19 protein-coding genes are annotated in these 18339 nt (G+C 66.0%); 1 reads left to right on the forward strand and 18 read right to left on the reverse strand.

Features of this window, described 5'->3' with window-relative positions; genetic code table 11:
* Window positions 1-2: 2 nt before the first annotated feature.
* From rpoZ to pyrR, 10 genes are all read right to left on the reverse strand, one after another.
* The gene (gene rpoZ, locus TVC13_RS11120; RefSeq protein WP_055241005.1) at window positions 3-263 is read right to left on the reverse strand and encodes a DNA-directed RNA polymerase subunit omega; all 261 of its coding nucleotides are present in this window, start codon (window positions 261-263) and stop codon (window positions 3-5) included.
* Window positions 264-302: 39 nt separating this feature from the next.
* Entirely contained in the window at window positions 303-872 is a 570-nt protein-coding gene (gene gmk / locus TVC13_RS11125; RefSeq protein WP_422401271.1) for a guanylate kinase, read from the reverse strand.
* A gap of 64 nt (window positions 873-936) precedes the next feature.
* Window positions 937-1254 (reverse strand): integration host factor, actinobacterial type, encoded by a 318-nt coding sequence (gene mihF, locus TVC13_RS11130; RefSeq protein WP_091604601.1) that lies wholly within the window; start codon window positions 1252-1254, stop codon window positions 937-939.
* A 143-nt stretch (window positions 1255-1397) separates the two neighbouring features.
* Entirely contained in the window at window positions 1398-2261 is an 864-nt protein-coding gene (gene pyrF, locus TVC13_RS11135) for an orotidine-5'-phosphate decarboxylase (RefSeq protein WP_422401272.1), read from the reverse strand.
* Complete coding sequence (gene carB / locus TVC13_RS11140; protein WP_422401273.1) at window positions 2254-5550, reverse strand: carbamoyl-phosphate synthase large subunit; 3297 nt, start codon at window positions 5548-5550, stop codon at window positions 2254-2256. The genes pyrF and carB overlap by 8 nt, the downstream gene beginning before the upstream one ends.
* Complete coding sequence (gene carA, locus TVC13_RS11145; RefSeq protein WP_422401286.1) at window positions 5550-6686, reverse strand: glutamine-hydrolyzing carbamoyl-phosphate synthase small subunit; 1137 nt, start codon at window positions 6684-6686, stop codon at window positions 5550-5552. The genes carB and carA overlap by 1 nt, the downstream gene beginning before the upstream one ends.
* Window positions 6687-6724: 38 nt before the next feature.
* Window positions 6725-7240, reverse strand: a complete 516-nt coding sequence (locus tag TVC13_RS11150) for a hypothetical protein (protein WP_422401274.1) — start codon at window positions 7238-7240, stop codon at window positions 6725-6727.
* Window positions 7228-8571, reverse strand: coding sequence for a dihydroorotase (locus TVC13_RS11155; protein ID WP_422401287.1), 1344 nt, complete (start codon window positions 8569-8571; stop codon window positions 7228-7230). Before TVC13_RS11155 ends, TVC13_RS11150 begins: the two co-directional genes overlap by 13 nt.
* Before the next feature lie 50 nt (window positions 8572-8621).
* The gene (locus TVC13_RS11160; RefSeq protein ID WP_422401275.1) at window positions 8622-9620 is read right to left on the reverse strand and encodes an aspartate carbamoyltransferase catalytic subunit; all 999 of its coding nucleotides are present in this window, start codon (window positions 9618-9620) and stop codon (window positions 8622-8624) included.
* On the reverse strand, window positions 9617-10198 hold the full coding sequence (gene pyrR / locus TVC13_RS11165; RefSeq protein WP_422401276.1) for a bifunctional pyr operon transcriptional regulator/uracil phosphoribosyltransferase PyrR: 582 nt from the start codon (window positions 10196-10198) through the stop codon (window positions 9617-9619). The genes TVC13_RS11160 and pyrR overlap by 4 nt, the downstream gene beginning before the upstream one ends.
* Window positions 10199-10310: 112 nt before the next feature.
* On the opposite strand from pyrR, the gene TVC13_RS11170 reads away from it, so the two are divergent.
* Window positions 10311-11501, forward strand: a complete 1191-nt coding sequence (locus tag TVC13_RS11170) for a PrsW family intramembrane metalloprotease (RefSeq protein ID WP_422401277.1) — start codon at window positions 10311-10313, stop codon at window positions 11499-11501.
* Window positions 11502-11605: 104 nt separating this feature from the next.
* On the opposite strand, the gene nusB is transcribed toward TVC13_RS11170, so the two are convergent.
* The 8 genes from nusB to ruvX all read right to left on the reverse strand — a co-directional run bounded on the left by nusB (window position 11606) and on the right by ruvX (window position 18279).
* Entirely contained in the window at window positions 11606-12016 is a 411-nt protein-coding gene (nusB, locus tag TVC13_RS11175) for a transcription antitermination factor NusB (protein WP_422401278.1), read from the reverse strand.
* Window positions 12013-12576: an elongation factor P gene (gene efp, locus TVC13_RS11180; RefSeq protein WP_055240995.1), complete on the reverse strand. Its 564-nt coding sequence runs from the start codon at window positions 12574-12576 to the stop codon at window positions 12013-12015. Before efp ends, nusB begins: the two co-directional genes overlap by 4 nt.
* Before the next feature lie 70 nt (window positions 12577-12646).
* Window positions 12647-13768 (reverse strand): 3-dehydroquinate synthase, encoded by a 1122-nt coding sequence (gene aroB / locus TVC13_RS11185; RefSeq protein ID WP_422401279.1) that lies wholly within the window; start codon window positions 13766-13768, stop codon window positions 12647-12649.
* Entirely contained in the window at window positions 13769-14284 is a 516-nt protein-coding gene (locus tag TVC13_RS11190) for a shikimate kinase (protein WP_422401280.1), read from the reverse strand. It abuts the gene before it with no gap.
* A complete protein-coding gene (aroC, locus tag TVC13_RS11195) occupies window positions 14277-15488 on the reverse strand; it encodes a chorismate synthase (protein ID WP_422401281.1) in 1212 nt (403 codons plus the stop codon). Before aroC ends, TVC13_RS11190 begins: the two co-directional genes overlap by 8 nt.
* 32 nt (window positions 15489-15520) lie before the next feature.
* On the reverse strand, window positions 15521-16426 hold the full coding sequence (locus TVC13_RS11200) for a shikimate dehydrogenase family protein (RefSeq protein WP_422401282.1): 906 nt from the start codon (window positions 16424-16426) through the stop codon (window positions 15521-15523).
* The gene (mltG, locus tag TVC13_RS11205; protein ID WP_422401283.1) at window positions 16427-17797 is read right to left on the reverse strand and encodes an endolytic transglycosylase MltG; all 1371 of its coding nucleotides are present in this window, start codon (window positions 17795-17797) and stop codon (window positions 16427-16429) included.
* Window positions 17794-18279: a Holliday junction resolvase RuvX gene (gene ruvX / locus TVC13_RS11210; RefSeq protein WP_422401288.1), complete on the reverse strand. Its 486-nt coding sequence runs from the start codon at window positions 18277-18279 to the stop codon at window positions 17794-17796. The genes mltG and ruvX overlap by 4 nt, the downstream gene beginning before the upstream one ends.
* Window positions 18280-18339 lie beyond the last annotated feature (60 nt).

An 18339-nucleotide genomic window follows, 5' to 3' on the forward strand; every position in this document is an offset into this window, starting at 1 on the left:
CCTTACTCGGCGGTTTCGTTGGCGCGGACTACCAGCATGCCGTCGTTGATCTCGCGCAGGGCGATGGACAGCGGCTTTTCGTTGAGCTTGGTTTCCACCAGCGGGCCAACGTACTCGAACAGGCCCTCGTGCAGCTGGGAGTAGTAGGCGTTGATCTGCCGGGCACGCTTGGCACCGTAGATGACCAGGGCGTACTTGGAATCAGCGGCCGTCAGCAGGTCGTCGATCGGCGGGTTGATGATGCCTTCAGGCTGGGTAGACAAGAGATCTCCAAAGTTTTCGTGCGGATCAAGAACAGCAGCTCAGCGTTGGCGAGGGCTGATCCCCATGAGTGAAACGAGCTCTGCTGCAGCCCGCTGAACGTCATCATTGATGACAGTGTGATCGAACTCGGGCTCGGCAGCAAGTTCCAGTTTAGCGGTTTCCAGCCGCCGCTGCTGCTCCTCGGGTGTTTCGGTGCCCCGGCCCACCAGACGGCGGACCATTTCGTCCCACGACGGCGGTGCCAGGAAGACGAAATTCGCCTCCGGCATTGACTCCTTGACCTGGCGGGCGCCCTGCAGATCGATTTCAAGCAGGACCGACCGGCCTTCGGCCATGGCGGCCTCCACTGTCCGGCGCAGCGTGCCGTAGCGGTTGTGTCCGTGGACCACGGCCCACTCAAGCATCTGCCCGTCGGAGATGAGCTCGTCGAACTCGTCAGCGGTCACGAAGAAGTAGTGCACACCGTTTTCCTCACCCGGACGCGGGGCCCGGGTGGTGGCGGAAACGGAGAGCCAGACCTCGGGATAGTTATCCCGAATGTAGGTGGACACAGTGCCTTTGCCAACGGCGGTGGGACCTGCCAGAACTGTCAGCCGCGGTTGCGACACGTAGACCTCACTTGTTTAGGGAACAGGTCCGACGCCGCCGCAGCCGCATCAAGCGGCGTCCGGCTTAGTCGGACTCCAGTAATTCGATCAGCGCCTTGCGCTGGTGGACACCAAGACCCCGCACCCGGCGGGTTGGGGCGATACCCACGGTAGCCATTATTCCAGCTGCGCGGCGTTCCCCCACACCGGGCAGTGCCCGCAGCAGGTCGACGACCTTCAAGCGCCCCACGGCTTCCTCCGAAGCGCGGGAGACGATGACCTCTTCAACCGAGAGTTCACCGGACTTGATCTTGGATTTGATTTCGGCCCGCACCGTGCGGGCGGCGGTGGCCTTCTCCCGCGCCCTGGTGCGCTCAGCTTCAGTCAGTGGTTTGAGGTTCAATTGGCTCTCCCGGGCGAAGACTGACCACCCGTCAAACTGGTTGTGACCGGCGGCTTTGCGGTTTCTTGGGCTAGGGTCCGAACCTATCCGCACTGTGCGGGCATTGCAATGGAAACCGGTACGTAAGCACGTACCGGTTTCCACTATGGCTGTGGCAGGCCCTCCAGCGTGCGGGCTGCGGCGTTCCGCAGGGCCGCAGGTTCCGGCCCTGCCTTGAGGATGTCCCGGCTGGAAGTGGCCAGCACGTTGGCGTATGCGGCGCCGAAGGTTTTCCGCAGGTCCTCTCCCGTTGCCCCCTGGGCGCCGAGCCCGGGTGCAAGGATCGGCGCGTTGGCCGCCGCCAGGTCAATGCCCAGGTCACCGAGTGCTGATCCGACGGTTGCACCGATGACCAAGCCAGTGGAACCAAGCGGAGAAGCCGCCGCGTTCTCCGCCGCGGCAGCATCAACGATCCGTGCTGCCACGGACCGTTCGGCGCCGACGTGCTGCACGGAGGCGCCCTCGGGGTTCGAGGTCAGGCCCAGGACAAAAACTCCCCTGCCGGTGGCGGCCGCCAGGTCCAGGGCGGGACGCAGCGATTCGTAGCCCAGGTACGGGCTGAGGGTGACCGAGTCTGCTGCCAGCGGTGAGCCGTCCCGAAGCCAGGCGTCAGCGTAGGCGGCCATGGTGGAACCAATGTCCCCGCGCTTGGCATCTGCAATGGAGAGCACACCGGCTTCGGTGCACGCAGCGAGCAGGCGCTCCAGCACGGCAATGCCTGCAGAGCCGTGCCGTTCAAAGAGCGCCACCTGCGGCTTGACGGCGGCGGCCTGCTCCCCCACCGCCTCCAGGACGGTGAGTGAGAAGCGTTCCAGCCCTGCGGCGTCGTCGTTCAGGCCCCAGGCGGCCAGCAGGCCCGGGTGCGGATCGATGCCGACGCAGAGCGGTCCGCGGGCGTCCATGGCTGCCCGCAGGCGCGCCCCCAAGGGTGCGCGCCCGCCGGCAGCGTTAGTGCTGTGCTCAGGCAACGGTGGAGGCCTGGAGCTTGGCTGCGTATTCCTGCAGCGAGCAGACGTCCCACTCGTAGGAGCGCATGGCCTCGATGGCCTGCACGGCTGCAGTGAATTCGGACACGGTGGTGATGACCGGGCAGCCGATCGACGTCGCGGCGGCGCGGATTTCGTAGCCGTCACCGCGGGCCTGGCCGCCGGAGGGGGTGTTGATGACCATGTTGATGTCGCCAGCGGTGATCAGGTCCACCACCGTGCCCTCACCGTCCGGTCCGGTGCCTTCGCCGACCTTGCGGACGGTGGTGGCCTGGATGCCGTTGCGGCGCAGCACGTCAGCGGTTCCCCCGGTGGAGAGGATCTCGAAGCCGAGGTCGCTCATGAGCTTCACCGGCATGATGATCGAACGCTTGTCCCGGTTGGCCACGGAGACGAAGATCTTCCCGGCCGTAGGCAGCGCCGAGTTGGCTGCTGCCTGGGACTTGGCGAAGGCAGTGTCGAAGTACTTGTCGATGCCCATGACCTCGCCGGTGGAACGCATTTCCGGGCCGAGCAGGGAATCCACCACGGTGCCTTCGGGGGTGCGGAAGCGGCTGAAGGGCAGCACGGCTTCCTTCACCGCCACCGGAGCGTCCAGCGGGAGCGCCGAGCCGTCTCCGGTTGCCTTGAGCTTTCCGGCGGCCCGCAGCTCCGCGATGGTGGTCCCGGTGCCGATCAGCGCGGCGGCCTTGGCCAGCTGGACGCCGGTGGCCTTGGAGACGAACGGCACGGTGCGGGAGGCACGCGGGTTGGCTTCGATCACGTAGAGAACATCCGAGGCCAGGGCGAACTGGATGTTGATCAGGCCGCGGACGCCGACGCCGGAGGCGATGGCGCGGGTGGCCTCGACCACGCGGCCGATCACGTCAGTGCCCAGCGTGATGGGGGGCAGCACACAGGCGGAGTCGCCGGAGTGGATGCCGGCTTCTTCGATGTGCTCCATGATGCCGCCCACGTACAGGTCGGTGCCGTCGAAGAGCGCATCGACGTCGATCTCGATGGCGTCTTCCAGGAACCGGTCCACCAGGACGGGGTGGTCCGGGGTGATTTCCGTGGCGTTCGCGATGTAGCGGGACAGGTTGGCTTCGTCGTAGACGATTTCCATGCCGCGGCCGCCCAGGACGTAGGACGGGCGGACCAGGACGGGGTAGCCGATCTCGTCGGCGATCTTCTTGGCGTCCTCGAAGGACACAGCGGTGCCGTTCTTCGGGGCGATCAGCCCGCCCTCGTCCAGAACGCGCTGGAAGGCTCCGCGGTGCTCAGCCAGGTCGATCGCTTCGGGTGAGGTGCCCAGGATCGGGATGCCGGCGTCGGCCAGTTCCTGCGCAAGCTTCAGCGGGGTCTGGCCGCCGAGCTGGACAAAGACACCCAGCACGCCGCCGGTGCGCTGTTCGGCGTGGATGACTTCCAGCACGTCCTCAAGGGTGAGCGGCTCGAAGTACAGGCGGTCGGAGATGTCGTAGTCCGTGGACACGGTCTCCGGGTTGCAGTTGATCATCACGGTCTCGTGGCCGGCTTCGCGCAGCGCCATGGTGGCGTGGACACAGGAGTAGTCGAACTCAATGCCCTGGCCGATGCGGTTCGGACCGGAACCGAGGATGATCACCGAGGGCTTGGCGTGCTGCCCAACCTCGTCCTCCTCGTCGTAGGAGGAGTAGTGGTACGGGGTGTACGCGGCGAACTCGGCGGCGCAGGTGTCCACGGTCTTGTAGACCGGGCGGATGCCCAGGACGTGCCGCACTCCGCGGACAACGGCCTCGGACTGGTTGGTGAGCTTGCCGATCTGCTCGTCGGAGAAGCCGTGGCGCTTGGCCAGGCGCAGGATGTCCTCCGTGACCTGGGCGGCGCCGCGGATTTCTTCGGCGACCTCGTTGATCAGTTCAAGCTGGTCCAGGTACCACGGGTCGATGCCGGTGGCTTCGTAGAGCTGCTCGGCGGTGGCGCCGCCCAGCAGGGCCTGCTGTACCTGGGCCAGGCGCTGTGTGGTGGGGCGCTTGGCAGCTTCGATGAGGGCCGGAACCGCTGCGGGGTCCACCGGGTCGAAGCTGAGCTGGGAACCCTTCTGCTCCAGGGAGCGCAGGGCCTTCTGCAGCGCTTCGGTGAAGTTGCGGCCGATGGCCATGGCTTCGCCGACGGACTTCATGGTGGTGGTCAGCGTGGGATCCGCTGCCGGGAACTTCTCGAACGCGAAGCGGGGAACCTTCACCACCACGTAGTCCAGCGTCGGCTCGAAGGACGCCGGAGTCTTCTTGGTGATGTCGTTGGGGATCTCATCCAGGGTGTAGCCCAGGGAGAGCTTCGTGGCGATCTTGGCGATCGCGAAGCCGGTGGCCTTGGACGCCAGCGCCGAGGAGCGGGAGACGCGCGGGTTCATTTCAATGACGACGACGCGGCCGGTGTCCGGTTCGATGGCGAACTGGATGTTGCAGCCGCCGGTGTCCACGCCGACTTCACGGATGACGGCGATCGCGATGTCCCGCAGCTTCTGGTATTCGCGGTCGGTCAGCGTCATGGCCGGTGCCACGGTGATGGAGTCGCCGGTGTGCACGCCTACCGGGTCGAAGTTTTCGATGGAGCAGACAACAACCACGTTGTCGTTCTTGTCCCGCATCATTTCCAGTTCGTATTCCTTCCACCCCAGGATGCTCTCTTCGAGCAGCACCTCTGAGGTGGGGCTGTACTGGATGCCGGCGCCGGCGATGCGGCGCAGATCCTCGGCGTTGTAGGCCAGGCCGGAGCCCAGCCCGCCCATGGTGAAGGAGGGGCGGACCACCATCGGGTAGCCCAGTTCATCGGCGGCGGCGAAGGCTTCATCCATGCTGTGCACGATGATCGACTTCGCGGACTCGGCGCCGCAGCGTTCGACGACGCCCTTGAACTTCTCGCGGTCTTCGCCGAGTTCGATGGCTTCGATGTTGGCGCCGATGAGTTCGACGTTGTACCTCTCCAGCACACCGTTCTTATCCAGCGCAATTGCCGTGTTGAGCGCGGTCTGGCCGCCCAGGGTGGGCAGCACGGCGTCGGGACGTTCCTTGGCGATGATCTTCTCGACCACCTCGGGAGTGATCGGCTCGACGTACGTGGCGTCGGCGAATTCCGGGTCGGTCATGATCGTTGCCGGGTTGGAGTTGACCAGGATGACCCGCAGGCCTTCCTCCTTGAGCACGCGCAGTGCCTGCGTGCCGGAGTAGTCGAATTCGGCGGCCTGGCCAATGACGATCGGGCCGGAGCCGATCACCAGGACGGACTTGAGATCGGTTCTGCGGGGCATTAGCGGGATTCCTTGTTCTTGCTGGAGGCCATCAGGTCGACGAAGCGGTCGAAGAGGTAGGCGGAGTCGTGCGGGCCGGCGGCGGCTTCGGGGTGGTACTGGACGGAGAACGCGGGGATGTCCAGGCAGGCAAGGCCTTCCACCACGTTGTCGTTGAGGCTGATGTGGCTCACTTCCACCTTGCCGAACCGGGCCTCGGGGGCCGTGACGGGACCGTCCAGCGGTGCGTCGACGGCGAATCCGTGGTTCTGGGAGGTGATTTCCACCTTGCCGGTGCGCCGGTCCAGGACGGGCTGGTTGATGCCGCGGTGGCCGTAGGGCAGCTTGTAGGTGCCGAACCCGAGGGCACGGCCCAGGATCTGGTTGCCGAAGCAGATGCCGAAGAACGGAGTGCCGGTGTCCAGCACGTCGCGCAGCAGCTTGACCTGGTTGTCGGCGGTGGCGGGGTCGCCGGGGCCGTTGGACATAAACACGCCGTCCGGGTTCAGGGCCTGGACGTCTTCGAGGGTGGCCGAGGCGGGCAGCACGTGCACACGGACGCCGCGTTCGGCGAAGCGCACCGGGGTCATGGACTTGATGCCGAGGTCCAGTGCGGCGACGGTGAAGAGCGGTTCCCCCTCCCAGCCGTGGGCGGAGGGTTCGATGACGTAGCTGGCCTCGATGCTGACTTCCTCAGCCAGGCGGGAGCCGGCCATGGATTCCTGGGCGCGCACTTCGGCGAGCAGCTCGGCGTCGCTGCGCAGGGCAGCTTCGCCGGAGAAGATGCCGGCCTTCATGGCGCCGCGCTCACGCAGGTGGCGGGTGATGGCCCGGGTGTCGACGCCGGAGATGCCGACGACGCCCTGGGCTGCCAGATCCTCATCCAGGGTGCGCTCGGAGCGCCAGTTGGAGGGCTTGCGGGCTGCGTCGCGGACAATGTAGCCGGCCACCCAGATGCGGCGGGACTCGGCGTCGTCGCTGTTCACACCGGTGTTGCCGATGTGCGGGGCGGTCTGGACAACCAGCTGGCGGGCGTAGGAGGGGTCGGTGATGGTCTCCTGGTACCCGGTCATGCCGGTGGCGAAGACTGCCTCGCCCAGGGCGGTGCCCGTGGCACCGTAGCTGCGGCCGCGGAAGCTGCGGCCGTCCTCCAGCATGAGGACAGCTGTTCTCGGGGCGGGGGTTTGGTTCACTGTCACAGTTGTTCCTCGCTAGATGTTGCAGATTCCGGCAGCAGCGCCTTGATCGCCGAAACCAGGGGGGTTTTGTGGTCGGCAGCCCGGGTGCGGAACCCGGTGTCGACGCGCTTTGGTCCGAGCTGCCAGGTCACCAGGACCAGGCCCTCTTTCTCCACGAACTTTCCGGCCATTCCGCGCTCCAGGCGGACATCACGCAGATCCGCGCGCGGGATCCAGACATCCGGGGCGCCCTTGCGGGCGAAGAGCAGGCCTTCATCAAAGACCGCGGCGGTCGCAACGGACTTCACACCCATGCCGTAGACCGCCACGCGGTCCAGCCAGTCTCCGGCGGTGGTGGTGGCCACGTACTGGCCGTCAGCTTCGAACCGGGGCAGGTCCAGGTCCGCAGGCAGCGGCCGGGGCCGGGGAATGTCCGACTGGCGCTGGCGGCGTCCGCGCCAGCCGACCGCAAAAAGCGTCAGCACAATGGCAGCGGCGGCGGCGAACCCGATGAAGAAGATCAGCCGATCCACGGGGTCTCCTCTGCTGCTGCGGCCCGGGGACCGTTCAGCGCTCCGTCCAGGACGGTGGGGTGTCCGGCGTAGAAGGCGGTTCGGACCATTCCGGGCAGTTCCAGCCCTGCATAAGGACTGTTCTTGCCCATGGTTGCCATCTTATGGGGGTCTACCGTGCGCCGCGCAGCCGGGTCGACCAATATGACGTTGGCCGGTTCGCCCGTTTCCAGCGGTCTTCCCTGTGTTCCCACGCGTCCGATTCGTGCCGGAGTGGTGGAAGTCACGCGGGCAAAGCCGGCCCAGTCCATCAGGCCCGTCTCAATCATGGTGGCCTGCACCACGGACAGTGCGGTTTCCAGCCCGGTCATGCCCATGGCAGCCTGCGCCCACTCGCATTCCTTATGCTCGCTGGGGTGCGGGGCGTGGTCGGTGCCGACGATGTCGATGGTCCCGTCAGCCAGGCCGCGGCGCAGCGCCTCGACGTCGGACTCGGTGCGCAGCGGCGGGTTCACCTTGTACACCGGGTCGTAGCTGCGGACGGCTTCGTCCGTGAGCAGCAGGTGGTGCGGGGTGACTTCGGCGGTGACGTTGATGCCGCGTTCCTTGGCCCAGCGGATGATCTCCACTGAACCGGCGGTGGAGACGTGGCAGACGTGCAGCCGGGAACCGGTGTGCTGTGCCAGCAGCACGTCGCGGGCAATGATGGATTCCTCGGCCACTGCGGGCCAGCCCGGCAGGCCCAGAACGGCGCTGACTTCACCCTCGTGCATCTGAGCGCCCTCGGTCATGCGGGGCTCCTGCGCGTGCTGGGCCACAACGCCGTCGAACGCCTTGACGTATTCCAGCGCGCGGCGCATCAGCACCGGGTCGTGGACGCACATGCCGTCGTCGGAGAAGACCCGGACGCGGGCGCGGGAGTCGGCCATGGCGCCGAGTTCGGCCAGCCGTTCGCCCTTCAGTCCCACGGTCACTGCACCCACCGGGCGGACATCCACCCAGCCGGACTTCAGGCCCAGGCTGTAGACCTGCTCCACCACCCCGGCGGTGTCCGCCACGGGGTTGGAGTTGGCCATGGCATGCACGGCGGTGAAACCGCCCAGGGCTGCGGCACGGGTGCCGGTCTCGACGGTCTCGGCGTCTTCCCGGCCGGGTTCACGCAGGTGGGTGTGCAGGTCCACCATGCCGGGCAGGGCAATGAGCCCTTCGGCCTCGATCACCAGGGAGCCCTCGGGTGCCTCGAGCTCCTGGCCCACGGCGGCGATGACGCCGTCCCGGATCAGCAGGTCAGCGCGTTCGGCGCCCAGGAGCGAGGCGCCGCGGATCAGGTAGGTTCCCGTCGGCGAAAGCACCGGCGAGGCGGAGGGAGCGGGCTTGGCGGTTGTAGCGGGGTTTGCTGTAGTCACTGTGCGGATACTTCCTGTGGTGTGCGCTGGGGGCTGCCTTCACCGGAGAGCAGCAGGTAGAGGGCGGCCATGCGGACCGAAACGCCGTTGCTGACCTGGGCCAGTACGGTGGCCCGCGGCGAGTCGGCAGCGCGTGAAGAGATTTCAAGGCCGCGGTTCATGGGCCCGGGGTGCAGCAGGATCGTGTTGTCCAGACCAATCGTGTCCAGCCGGTCCAGCCGGACGTCGTCGAAGCCCCACCGGCGGGAATACTCCCGCACCGTGGGGAAGAACGCGGAGTGCATGCGTTCGGCCTGCACCCGGAGCATCATCACGGCGTCGGGTTTGGTTTCAAGGGTCTCGTCCAGGGAATAGCTGACCTTGCAGGGCCAGGATTCGACACCGAAGGGCAGCAGCGTGGGAGGGGCGACGAGCGTGACGTCGGCGCCGAGGGTCTTCAGCAGCCAGAGATCCGAGCGGGCCACCCGGGAGTGCAGGATGTCTCCCACAATCGCCACGTGCATGCCGGTGAGGTCGGTGCCCTGTGACGGGACGCCGTGCAGCTGTGCCCAGTGCCGGCGCATGGTGAAGGCATCCAGCAGGGCCTGGGTGGGGTGTTCATGCGTGCCGTCTCCTGCGTTCAGGACAGCGGCGTCGATCCAGCCGGAGTTGGCCAGCCGGGCAGGCGCGCCGGAGGCTCCGTGGCGGATGACGACGGCGTCGGCACCGATTGCGGCCAGGGTCTGGGCCGTGTCCTTCAGCGACTCGCCCTTGGAGACCGATGATCCCTTGGCCGAGAAGTTGATGACGTCCGCGGAGAGCCGCTTGGCGGCTGCTTCGAAGGAGATGCGGGTACGGGTTGAGTCCTCGAAGAAGAGGTTGACCACCGTCCGGCCGCGCAGCGCGGGAAGCTTCTTGACTTCCCGCTCCCCTACTGCGGACATCGCCTCGGCTGTGTCCAGGATCGAGATGGCGTCCTGGTAGGAGAGGTCCAGGGTGGAGAGCAGGTGTTTCATGCGGCGCCTTCGATCACGACTTCGTCCAGGGGCGGCGAGTCAGTCTCCGCCAGCCTCACCCGGACCTTTTCCACGGCCGCGGTCGGCAGGTTCTTGCCGACGTGGTCCGCCCGGATGGGCAGCTCGCGGTGGCCGCGGTCCACCAGGACTGCCAGGCGTACGGCGCGGGGGCGGCCCAGGTCGATCAGGGCATCCAGTGCCGCACGGATGGTGCGGCCGGAATAGAGCACATCGTCAACAAGCACTACGACTTTGCCGTCGATGCCGTTGGGCGGAAGCTGTGTGGGGTGCGGGGGCCGCGTGGGCTGGTGCGCAAGGTCGTCACGGAACATCGTGACGTCAAGCTGCCCCGTAATCGCGTCTGCGTTAACGGTGGGGTCAGCCGCTGCGATCTTGGCAGCAAGCCTGCGGGCCAGTGGATAGCCCCGGCGGGGAATGCCCATCAGCACCAGATCGGTGCCGCCCTTGTTTGCTTCAAGGATCTCGTAGGCAATGCGTGTCAGCACGCGGTCAATGTCAGCTGAAGTCAGAACGGTACGGGCAGGCACGGCGGCCTGCTGGGGATCGGTAAGATCCATATTCTGCTTCCTCCTTCCCCGCCTCACAGGACGGATTTAAAGGTTGAATGCCAATCAAAACTATCACAGCAGGTGACGCGTATATTCTTGGGTCCATGACAGGCATGCGCCCATGACGTCCCAGCCCGAAACCGGGCAGTCCCCGCTGCCGGAGCAGCCCCAGGGCCACGTTCCGGAACTCAGCGTGCCTTCCTCGGCACGCGGCCGGACGGGGATAGTGAATGTCCTGCTCATCGCTGCAGCCGGCGTCGTCCTGGTTCTGGTCGGGCTGTTTCTTTTCGCGGCGCTCGGCAGTGAGGCATTCATCCTGTGCGGCGTCCTTGCCCTGATACCGCTGGGCATCTGCCTGGTGGGACTGCGCTGGATTGACCGGTGGGAGCCTGAACCGCGCGGCGCGCTGGTCTTTGCCTTCCTGTGGGGTGCGGGCGTCTCAGTGGCCATTACCCTGCTGCTGGGCGGCACTGTCAACGAAGTGCTGGTAATGCTCCTGCCGATGACCCCCGCGGACGTGATCACCACTGTCATCCAGGCCCCGCTCGTGGAGGAAGCAGCAAAAGGACTGGGTGTGCTCCTGCTGGTTTTTGTCAGGCGCTCCCATTTCGACGGACCGTTGGACGGGATTGTCTACGCCGGTGTGGTTGGTGCCGGTTTCGCATTCACGGAGAACATCCTCTACTTCAGCGCCGCACTGTTCGAAGCCGGCGGGGTGGGCCTGCAGCTGGGATTTGTTTTTGTGCTGCGCGGACTTTTCTCCCCGTTCGCGCACGTGCTCTTCACCGCAGCGATCGGCCTGGCCCTGGGCATTGCCGTCCGCAGGCCCGGCACCGGGCGGATTGTGGCCGGGTTCGCTGCGGGGCTGGCAGCGGCTGTGGCCGGGCACATGTTCTGGAACGGCGGCATGGCACTGGTGGCTGACGATTTCTTCCTCTTCTACTTCCTGCTCCAGGTGCCGCTGTTCGCGCTGGCAGTTGGCGGAGTGACCTGGCTCCGGCGCCAGGAGCAGCAGCTCACCCGGCAGCGGCTGGGGGAATACGCAGCGGCGGGCTGGTTTACCCCGGCTGAGGTGAACCTGCTGTCCACTCCCGCAGGGCGGCGGCAGGCCCTGCACTGGGCTGGTGCCTTCGGCGCGAAGGCGCCCATGCGCACGTTCATCCGGGAGGCAACCCACCTTGCGCTCACCCGCCAGCAGCTCGTCAACGGCAGGGACCCGGAAAAGAACACCCAGCGCGAGCATCTGCTCCTGGCCGGCCTGACCCGTACCCGGGCCAGCCTGCTCGGCATCGCAGCCGCCGGGCGCCGGTAGCAGCGCCGCAAACCTGGAAAACGTCCGGACCTGGAAAGCGTCCGGATACACGAATGCCCGGCAGGGAAGAACCCTGCCGGGCATAATGCGTGGTTTCCGCTGAACTAGGCCAGCAGTGAATCCTTGAGCTGGTGCAGCCGGCTCAGCAGACCGTTGATGAACGCCGGCGACTCGTCCGTGGAAAGCGACTTGGCGAGTTCAACGGCTTCGCTGATGGCGACCTTGTCCGGGACGTCGTCGTTGTAGAGCAGCTCCCAGCTGCCCAGCCGCAGGATGATGCGGTCAACAGCCGGCATCCTCTCCAGCGGCCAGCCCTGGGAATAGGTGCTCAGGAATTCATCGATCTGTTCCTGCTTGGCAATGACACCCTCCACCAGGTCCATGGTGTAGGGGTTGATTACCTGGTCCGTCTTTTCCCGGCGGGAACGGAGGGACTCAAGCGGAGACATGGATCGCTGTTCCGCTTCGAAGAGCACCTCAAGTGCCCGTGTTCTTGCTTTACTGCGGGCACTCACTCGTTAACGCGTCCCAGGTAGTCGCCGGTGCGGGTATCAACCTTCACCTTGGTGCCGGTTTCCAGGAACAGCGGAACCTGGATTTCGTAGCCGGTTTCAACCGTGGCGGGCTTGGTGCCGCCGGTGGAGCGGTCGCCCTGCAGGCCCGGTTCGGTGTACGTGATCTCCAGGACCACGGAAGCCGGAAGTTCAATGTAGAGCGGGGCGCCTTCGTGCATGGCGATGGTGACCATCATGGACTCAAGCATGAAGTTGGCGTAGTCGCCGACGATCGAGCCGGGGACCGTGAGCTGGTCATAGTCCGAGGTGTCCATGAAGACGTAGTCTTCGCCGTCCTTGTACAGGTACTGGTAATCGCGGCGGTCAACCGTGGCAGTTTCGATCTTGATGCCCGCGTTGAACGTCTTGTCGACGACTTTGCCCGAGCGGACGTTGCGCATCTTGGTACGGACAAACGCACCACCCTTGCCCGGCTTTACGTGCTGGAACTCAATGATGCTCCAGAGGTTGCCTTCAAGCTTCAGCACGGTGCCGTTCTTGATGTCGTTGGTCGTTGCCACAGTTTCTCTTTCGTCGTTTCGCGTTGCTGCGTGTCTGGTCCGTCGACCATTCTACCTGTTCGGCGATTCCCTACAGGCTGAGCCGGATCCCGGTCTGCGGCTCGGAGGCAATCTCCTGGTACGCGGCGAAGAGCAGCGAGGTGTCCGGGACCTCCAGGATGGAGGGCTTGGCCAGTCCGTCCAGGACCACAAAGCGCAGCAGGTCGCCGCGTGACTTCTTGTCGCGGCGCATGCCGTCCAGCAGTGCACTCCAGCGGTCCCGGCGGTAGGTCACCGGAAGGCCGAGTGAGGTCAGGATCTCCTTGTGCCGGTCCGCAGTGGCGTCGTCGAGCCGTCCCACCATGCGGCCCAGCTCGGCGGCAAAGACCATACCAACGGAGACGGCCGCACCGTGGCGCCACTGGTAGCGTTCGGCCAGCTCAATGGAGTGTCCCAGCGTGTGCCCGTAGTTCAGGAACTCACGGCGTCCTGCTTCACGCAGGTCGCTGGAGACGACCTCAGCCTTCACCTTCACTGCCCGCTCAACCAGTTCACGCACCGTATCCGAAGCGCCGTCGGCGACTGCTTCCGGGTTGGCTTCGATCAGGTCCAGGATCGCGGGATCGGCAATGAAACCGCACTTGACTACCTCGGCCATGCCGCTGAGCAGTTCGTTCTTCGGCAGTGAACCGAGCGCGTCCAGGTCCGCGAGGACCCCTGCCGGCGGATGGAAGGCGCCCACCAGGTTCTTGCCTTCAGCGGTGTTGATGCCGGTCTTGCCGCCCACGGCTGCGTCCACCATGCCCAGCAGGCTGGTGGGGATGTGAACTACCTTGATGCCGCGCAGCCAGGTGGCCGCCACAAAACCGGCGACGTCGGTGACCGCTCCCCCGCCCACGGCCACAATGGCGTCGGAGCGGGTGAAGTCGTTCTGCCCCAGGACCTGCCAGCAGAAGGAGGCAACCTGGATGTGCTTGCCCTCTTCGGCGTCGGGAATCTCCGCGGTGAGGGCTGTCAGGCCGGCTTCGGCGAGTTCGTCGCGGACGGTGTCACCCGTGGTGCGAAGTGCGCGGGGGTGGATCACCAGAACCCGGCGGACCCGCTCTCCCAGCATGTCCGGGAGGCGCCCAAGCAGGCCGTTGCCGATGACGACGTCGTAATTCTCTGCGGGCTTCTCACCGGTCACCGGGATGATGGTGGCTTCAGCGGGCATTTAGTTCTCTCCTTCGTCCAGGGCTGCGGTGATGCGATCCACCACCTCGGCTACTGCCAGTCCCCTGGTATCTATGACTATGTCTGCCAGCGATTCGTAAATTGGTCTGCGGACCTCTGCCAGTGCGCTCCAGCGCTTCGCCGGGTCACCGGCCAGCAGCGGACGGTGGGCCGTGCGTGAAATGCGCGGCAGCACCGTGGCGAGGTCGGTATCCAGGAATACAACCGTAGCGCGATCCAGCAGCTGCTGGGTTCCGGTGTCCAGGACTGCCCCGCCGCCCAGGGAGATCACGGAGCGCTCGGGTGAGTCCAGCGCGCCGGCAACGGCGCGTGCCTCAGCTTCGCGGAAGAACCGTTCGCTGTGCCGGGCAAAGATCTCCGGGATGGGTCCGTGTTCGTCCACTACCAGCTGGTCGGTGTCGACGTAGGGCAGGTTGTGGCGGGCAGCCAGGGACCGGCCGACAACGGATTTGCCGGCGGCCATCAGCCCGATCAGGACCAGATGCTGCTCAGGCACCTGTACCGGTACCGGTCGAGGAGAGTGAGTCCGGAATGTTCTCCAGGTAGGTCCGCAGGTTCCGGGCAGTCTCCGCAACGGAGTCTCCGCCGAACTTTTCGGTCATCGCCTCGGCGAGGACCAGGGCCACCATGGCTTCGGCGACGACGCCGGCAGCCGGCACGGCGCAGACGTCCGAGCGCTGGTGGTGGGCACGGGCGGGTTCCCCGGTGGAAACGTCCACGGTCTTCAGGGCACGCGGAACGGTGGCGATGGGCTTCATGGCCGCGCGGACGCGGAGCACTTCACCGATGCTCATGCCGCCTTCGATGCCGCCGGCACGGTTGCCGGAGCGGATGACGCGGCCAGACTCGTCCTGCAGGATCTCATCGTGGGCGGCGGAGCCGCGGCGGGAGGCAGTGAGGAAACCGTCGCCGACTTCAACACCCTTGATGGCCTGGATGCCCATCAGGGCTCCGGCCAGGCGGGCATCAAGGCGGCGGTCCCAGTGAACGTAGCTGCCCAGTCCCGGCGGCAGCCCGTAGGCGAGGACTTCCACGACTCCGCCCAGGGTTTCGCCTTCCTTGTGGGCGGTGTCCACCTCGGCAACCATGGCTTCGGTAACTGCCGGGTCAAAGCAGCGCATCGGGTTTTCGTCCAGTGCGGCTACATCGGAGGGCAGCGGCAGCGCCGAACCTTCCGGGGAAGCAACCGTTGCGATAGACACGGTGTGGCTGACCAGTTCGACGCCGAGCTGCTTCAGGAACGCAGCAGCAACTGCGCCGAGTGCCACGCGGGCTGCAGTTTCCCGGGCACTGGCACGTTCCAGGACCGGACGGGCTTCATCGAAGCCGTACTTCTGCATGCCGGTGAAGTCTGCGTGTCCCGGACGCGGCCGGGTCAGCGGAGCGTTACGGGCCTGGCCGTCAAGGATCTCCGCGGGGACGGGATCCGAGGCCATGATCTGCTCCCACTTAGGCCACTCGGTGTTACCCACCTCGATAGCCACCGGGCCGCCCTGGGTGAGTCCGTGGCGGACGCCGCCGAGGATGCGGACCTCGTCCTGTTCAAACTTCATCCGGGCACCGCGGCCGTAGCCGAGACGGCGTCGGGCCAGCGCTTCCTGGATGGACGGGGTGCTTACTTCGACGCCAGCGGGGACGCCCTCAATAATTCCAACCAGTGCAGGCCCATGAGACTCACCGGCGGTCAACCAACGCAACATGGCTTCAATACTGCCACGTTCGGAAGGGCCGTTCAGCGCCGGGGCAGTCCCACTGCGTCACACATCACGTTTATGACGGCGGCCTCGTCGCGGAACGAACTGCCGGTGAACAGGCGCACCTGTTCCACAGCCTGGTAGAGCAGCATTTCAAGTCCCGGCACAATCGTTCCCCCCGCCTGTTCCCAGGCAGCGGCGATCCGGCTGGGCCAGGGGTCGTAGGCGGCGTCCAGCAGCACCGCACCGGCACAGCCGGCTCCCAGTGCCTGGAGCCCGTCCGCCAGCGTGTCCGCACCGCGCGGCGGCAGTGTGCAGATGACGACGTCGGCGCGGGAGCAGGCAGCTGCGGCGTCTTCCCAGGGACGCAGGTTCACCTGCACGCCGAGCCGGTCTCCGACCAGCTGCACGTCGGCCCGGAGCCCGGACGCTGCTGTGCCGGAGGCGCCGGCGGCGGAAGCGCTGCGGAAACTGCGGGCATGGACGTCCACGCTGGTGCAGCCCATCCGGGCCAGGGCAGCGACAGCCGCGCAGGCCGTCCCCCCGGCGCCGAGGATGACCCCGCGCGGAGCTTCCCTGGCCCCGGCATGCCTCAGGGCATTCACCAGGCCCAGGACATCGGTGTTCCATCCGGTGAGCACGGTCCGGTCAGATCCGTGTTCGAAGGTGACTGTATTGAGCACACCGAGCGCTTCGGCCAGCGGATCCAGCCGGTCCACGGCTGCGGCCATAGCGGCCTTCAGCGGCATGGTGACGGAGAGGCCGTTCCATTCCGGTTCACGCCGCACCGCGGCAGCGAAGTCCGCTGCGGCGTCCTCTGTTACGTCAATTGCCTCGTAGCTGCAGTCGAATCCCAGGTAGTCATACGCGGCGCGGTGCAGCTGGGGCGACCGGGAGTGCCCGATCGGATGCCCCAGTACTGCCGCCCGTTTGCGGCCGGGCAACTAGTCGCACCTTCCGGCTTCCTGGGTGCCGCACCACTGCTGGTATTCGGCAACGTAGCGTCCGTGTTCGGCCAGGGTGGAGGAGAACTTGGTCTCTCCCGTGTCCAGGTTGACAGTGACCCAGTAGAAGTACGGTACGTCCGCGGGATTGGCTGCAGCGTCGATCGCTTCCACACTCGGGGAACCGATCGGTCCCACCGGCAGGCCGGGGTTGGCGTAGGTGTTCCAGCGGTTGGACGTATCCGCCTTTTCCTCCGGTGTGAGGTTGTAGCTCTTCCGGCCGAGACCGTAGGTGACGGTTGCATCCGACTGGATCAGGCCGTTGGTCTCGGTATTGTCTGCCCGGAGACGGTTCTCGATCGCTCCGGCAACGGTGGCATAGTCGGCTTCGCCGGCCTCAGCCTGGATGATGCTTGCCTTGGTCAGCACCCGGTACTGCTCGGCAGGGTCCGTGACTCCCGCATCCTCAAGTGCTGCGAAAGCGTTCTGCACCATTTCGGTGATGATTTCCTCGGCCGTGGTGTCAACCGGGAACCGGTATTCACCGGGGAAAAGATAGCCTTCCAGGCTCACGGCCTGCTCCGGGAGGCCAAAGGCCTGGGGATTCCCTGCAAGGGAAGTGAATTCCTCCAGCGGAATGCCGGTGGCTTCGACCAGCTTGTCGAAGGACTCGTTCTGGCGGAGGTCGCGGTCTATTGCTGCGTAGTGAACTGCAGTTCCACCGTCGCCCAGCAGCGCATCCAGGGCACCGGAGGAGCTCATCTGGTAGCGCATCTCGAAGGTACCGGGCTGGATCTCGCGGCCCTGCGATTCCTGCTGGAATACTTCGACGAATTTTTTGGAGCTTGCCACGATGTCCTGGCTGGCCAGGTTGTTGCCGATGACAAGGGGTCCGTCGCCGGGCTGCACCACAAAGGAGACTGTTCCCTCCCCGGGGCCCGGGTAGTCCTTAACCTCATTCATTCCCAGCAGGTCGCGCAGGAAGACCGTCAGGCCAAAGACCGCTCCGGCGAAGACCGCCAGCACTGCGATCATGACTATGGTGCGGCGACGGCGGCGGCGCTGCTTCTCCCGGGACGGGCGGCGGCTGCGGCGGCTGGGTGCTGCTTCCTCTGCTGCGAAGAAGTGCTGGACGGCGGGAGCCGCCTCCTGGTGCTGCGTTCCCCTGTGGGCACCGGCATGCTGGGCTTCGGCGTGGACGTACTGGTCGTCCTCGTACCGTGCGTCGTCATACCCGGCGTCGTCATAACGGGCACCGTCATACGGCGGCGGAGGATGCTGGGCATCCTCGTAGTCCGCATAGCCGTCTGCAGCCGGTTCGTTCTCCGGCTGTTCGCCCGTACCGTGGGGGTCAGGGTACCGGTGGCTCACGACGCCGTATCGCTTTCGGGGCGGCTTTGCTCGGAAATAGTTCGCTCCTCGTTCGGGGCCGGAGCAGCAGATTGCGCACTCCGGCGAAGTGTGACCGGCACCCCCACATCGCGTCCCAGTGAACGCTGCATGTCTATGGCCTGCTGCAATATACCCACAGCGGCCACTTGGTCTACTACTCTACGGTGATTTCGTGTGTCCAAGCCAGCTTCACGCAGTGAGCGGTGGGCACTTACCGTGCTCAGCCGCTCGTCAATCAGCCGCACCGGGACGCTGAGCCCGGCCTTCTCCAGTGCCTGGGCAAGCGTCTGGGCATAGCTGCGGGCCATCTCCGTGGACGCAGTTTCAGTGCCCTTCATGCTCTGCGGCAGGCCAACGAAGAACTCGACAGTCCCCCGTTCGGCTGCCTCTTTTACCAGGACCTGGATGTCGCTGTTCTTCTTGGCGTCCCGTTTCAGGGTGCGCACAGGCGTGGCCAGCAGGCCGTGGGGGGGCGGGGGCGGGGGGCCGCCCCACCCCCCCCCCCCCCCGCCCCCGCCCCG

This window comes from Arthrobacter sp. 3Tela_A (assembly GCF_049311025.1).
Lineage (GTDB): Bacteria > Actinomycetota > Actinomycetes > Actinomycetales > Micrococcaceae > Arthrobacter_B.